Raw genomic sequence first — 4289 nt, forward strand, 5'->3', positions numbered from 1 at the left:
ATGAAAACCCGTTACCTGTCGATGCTGACCTCGAACTTCGTCACCTTCATTCAGCAAATCAATACCGTGTGCATCGTGGTGTACGGCGTTTATCTGATCCACGCCGGTGATTTGACCATGGGGGCAATGATTGGGGTGGTGATCCTCTCTGGTCGTTGTCTGGCGCCGCTGGCGTCGGTCGTCGGGCTGGCACTGCGTTATCAGCACGCGAAAACGGCGATGAAATCACTGAACAATCTGATGGATGCGCCCACCGATCGCGATCCCAACATCTCGTATCTGCCGACGCCGAAATTCACCGGCAGCATGCGGTTGAAGAAAGTGTCATTTGCCTGGCCGGTGCCCGGCATGATGGTGCCGATCCGGGTGCTGGAAAACATCAATATCAAGATCACCCCCGGCGAACGCATTGCGATCCTCGGCAAGATCGGCAGCGGTAAATCCACACTGCTGCGCGTCATGGCACGCCTGTTCCAGCCTGCGGGCGGCCAGGTCTTTATTGACGGCGTGGATGCCACACAAGTTGACCCGGCCGACTGGCGTGCGGCGGTGGGTTACGTCGGTCAGGACTGCCGGTTGTTCTACGGCACGCTGCGCCAGAACGTGATCATCGGTAACCCGAGCGTCAGCACCGAAGATTTTTTACGTGTCGCCAGCATGACCGGCCTTGACCACATCGCGGCCAGACACCCGCTGGGTTATGAAATGCCCATCGGTGAAATGGGGAACGGCCTGTCCGGCGGACAGCGACAACTGGTGGCGCTGGCGCGTTGCCTGCTACTGAAGCCCAAAATTTTACTGATGGATGAACCGACAAGCTCCATGGATGCGATGACCGAAACCCTGTTCCTGCGCCGCCTGAAAGAGGCAACAGAAGGGCAGACGCTGGTCATCGTGACTCACCGCATGTCGGTATTAAGTCTGGTCGATCGTCTGATCGTGCTGGAAGACGGTCACGTCGCGAAAGACGGGCCGAAAGAACAGGTGATCGCGAGCCTCAACGAAAGCACGCAGAAGAAGCCACAAACCCCGATGCAGTATCGGCCGAAATAACTTTGATGAATCACTGACAGACGGTTTCAGTAGTAGAAATAAGGTAGGGATGATGAGCAACGACGATGTGAACGACAACGCATCCGACAAAACAGTAAAACTGGTGACGAGTGCCTCCTCTCCAGCGCTGAGAAAAATCGGCGCGCCTTCGCCTGCGGGTAAAACCGCTAAGCCGCAACAGGAACCGCAAAAACAGGTCACCGGAAAAGTTAAATCGGAAGATCTCAGGTTCATGCACGATCTGCAGGGGGCGCTGATTTCGCAGAAGACTCCGTTCAGCATGATCATGCTTTATCTGATTGCCTTTATTGTCGTTGCCGCTGCGGTCTGGGCGCACTATGCCCGCGTGGAAGAAATTACACGCGGTGACGGCAAAGTGATCCCCGCCAGCCGCGAACAGGTGATCCAGAGTCTCGAAGGCGGGATCCTCGAACAACTGAACGTGCACGAAGGGGATGTGGTTGAGAAAGGGCAGATCCTGCTCAAGATCGACCCGACCCGCGCTGGCGCCAGCTATGGCGAATCGTTGTCGAAAGTGCAGGGGCTGAAAGGCAGCATCGCCCGTCTGCGTGCGGAAGCGTACGGTACGCCGCTGGAGTTCCCGTCTGACATCGCCAATATCGATTCTATCGTTCGCGATGAAACGCAGGCCTACAGCGCGCGGATCAAAACCCTCAACGAAAGCGTGGATGCGCTCAGACACAGCCTGGCGCTGGCGCAAAACGAAGTCAGTCTCTCTGAACCGCTGGCCAATAAAGGGCTGATGTCAGACGTGGAAATTTTGCGTCTGAAGCGTCAGGCCAACGAATTCCGCTTACAAATCGCCGAACGTACCAACCGTTTCCGCGCTGACGCTAACAGCGAACTCAACCGTCTGGAATCTGAACTGGCACAGGCTGAAGAGATCCTGCGTGGGCGTCAGGACGTCATGGATCGCACCACGGTCGTCGCGCCGGTACACGGTACCGTCAACAATATTCGCGTCACCACCCGTGGCGGGGTTATTCAGCAGGGCGCTGAAATCATGACCATCATTCCGCTGGAAGACAACCTGCTGGTGGAAGCGAAAATCAAACCGTCTGACGTGGCATTTATTCACCCTGGTCTGCCGGCCACGGTGAAAATTACCGCTTATGACTATGCCATTTATGGCGGTCTGAGCGGCGTGGTTGAGCATCTCAGCTCCGACACCCTGATCGATGAAGAAAAGGCCCGCATGGGCCGTGGCGATTCGACCTACTACCGGGTGTATGTGCGCACGGATCAGGCCGCATTGCATGTGAAAGACAAAGTGTTCCCGATCATGCCGGGGATGGTCGCGAACGTAGAAATCAGGACCGGCGAGAAAACCATTCTTTCTTATATCCTCAAACCTGTGCTGAAGGCGCGTGAAGCGTTCAGGGAGAGATAACCATCATGGCATATAAAAATAAAAACCACCGTTGGGCGAAGGTGGCGACAGCTGTTGCGATTTGTTTACCGTGTTCTTCTGCTGTTTTCCCGCTTTTCGCAGAAGCCGCCGATCGGTCGCTCTCCTCTTTACCGACAATGCGAACACAGTCGCAGTATATGAGTGCGCAAAAAACGGCAGCGGCGCCGTCGACAAACATCTCGATCCCGTCACAACCGGCGCCATCTGTGTCGACCTCATCAACGCGGCCGATCTCGACGACCTCCGCGGTTCCGGCGATAACGCCACCACCCGCGCCAGTCAGCCCGCCACCAGTAGACAAGAACAGTACGCCGGAAGAGCGTTATGAGCGGATCACCGCGCCAGCGACCATCAGCACTACCGCGCCGGTGGCTGTGCGCAATACCGCGTCAACGCCGCCGCCGAAGAAAACAAAACCGGCATTCGTCCGGCGTGAGAATGTCGAAACCAAATCAGAAAACAGAGCGGTACTGAAGAAAAACTATGATTACTTCCCGCCTGTCACCGAATACTACAAGCCCGATCCGGCGTACAACAAAGTGCGCTGGCAGGGGCAGTCAGAGAGAAGCAGTGGCCCTCGCGACATCAGCGGTATGTCGCAACAGCAATTTAAGGCGTTAAGTGATAACCCATCGCGCGACTTTTTGCGTCAGATGGTGGTCAGAGCGCTGGCCTACAGCCCGGAAATGCGCGCCTCCTCCGCTGAAGTGCTGGCGATGGATTACAGCGTTGACCAGGCTCGCGGTCAGCGCTGGCCGCAGGTGAAACTGGGTGTGACCTCACCGTTCACGACTGTCGGCGGTGATACGTCCACCAACAACAATTCCCACATCAGCGATACCAGCGGTTCAGTAACGGTTTCCACACCGATTATCGACTGGGGGCGGATCAGCAGCCAGGTGGATAACGCGGAAGAAACAGCAAAATCCGCGCGTTACGACCAGGATCACTCCCGCGAACAACTGGCGTACAGCACCATCTCGGAACTGATGAACCTGAGTCGTTATCAGCACAGCCGGATGGTGGCGAAAGCCTATGTCGACAGGATGCAGGAACTGGTCACCATGTTGTCGCAAATCACCGAGGCGGACCCGGGACGCGACAGCGAGCTGGTGCAGGCAAAAGCCAAGCTGATGTCGGCGCAGGCAAATATGGACAACATCGAGCATCAGGTCAGCAGCAGCCGGATCAAACTGGTACGTCTGCTGGGTGCCGAGCCGGTGGTGCCGGAAAATATCTCCTGGCGCGACACGATTATCCCGGCCGACACCGCCATTGCTTCTCTGGACCGCAGCCCGATGATGATGAGCCTGCAGGCGAAAGTCCGGGCGGCGGAGCATGAAGCAGAAAGCATCAGAGCCTCCAGTCTGCCGCAGGTGAACTGGGTGATTTCAAAAAGCACCGCCAAAGACGTCAATGGCAATGAAAGCGGATGGTATACCGGGGTGAACGTGGAGTGGAATGCGTTCAGCGGCGGTTCCGAACGGGCAGCGCAGATGTCGGCGCGGGCAAGAGCCAATGCCGCGCAACAGCAATATGAAGTCAACTACCGCGACCTGGAATACCAGATTAATAACCAGATCCAGATCCGCGATTCTTCTTTCTTACGTGCCGATGATTACGATCGTCTCTCTGCCGAAACGGACCGCGTGCGGCAAATGTTTTATGAGCAGTGGTACCACCTCGGGAAAAGAACATTATTAGATGTGCTGACGGCAGAAAATGACCATTTTAATAACCAGCTGTCGGCAATAAATAACCGCTACGATGGTTATATTTCTAACATCAACGTTATTTCGAGCGC

Annotated in this window: 3 protein-coding genes; all 3 read left to right on the forward strand. The window is 56.0% G+C overall.

Features of this window, described 5'->3' with window-relative positions; translation table 11 throughout:
* The coding region (locus AOY23_RS21230) for an ATP-binding cassette domain-containing protein (RefSeq protein ID WP_152958672.1) at positions 1-1053 on the forward strand (1053 nt) is incomplete at its 5' end.
* 49 nt (positions 1054-1102) lie between these two features.
* Positions 1103-2464, forward strand: a complete 1362-nt coding sequence (locus AOY23_RS21235; protein WP_081005700.1) for an HlyD family type I secretion periplasmic adaptor subunit — start codon at positions 1103-1105, stop codon at positions 2462-2464.
* 5 nt (positions 2465-2469) lie between these two features.
* Positions 2470-4289, forward strand: a 1820-nt coding sequence (locus tag AOY23_RS21240; protein ID WP_054181329.1) for a TolC family protein, incomplete at its 3' end; no start/stop codon positions are given.

Origin of the sequence: Trabulsiella odontotermitis, assembly GCF_001297775.1 — a bacterium.
Lineage (GTDB): Bacteria > Pseudomonadota > Gammaproteobacteria > Enterobacterales > Enterobacteriaceae > Trabulsiella > Trabulsiella odontotermitis.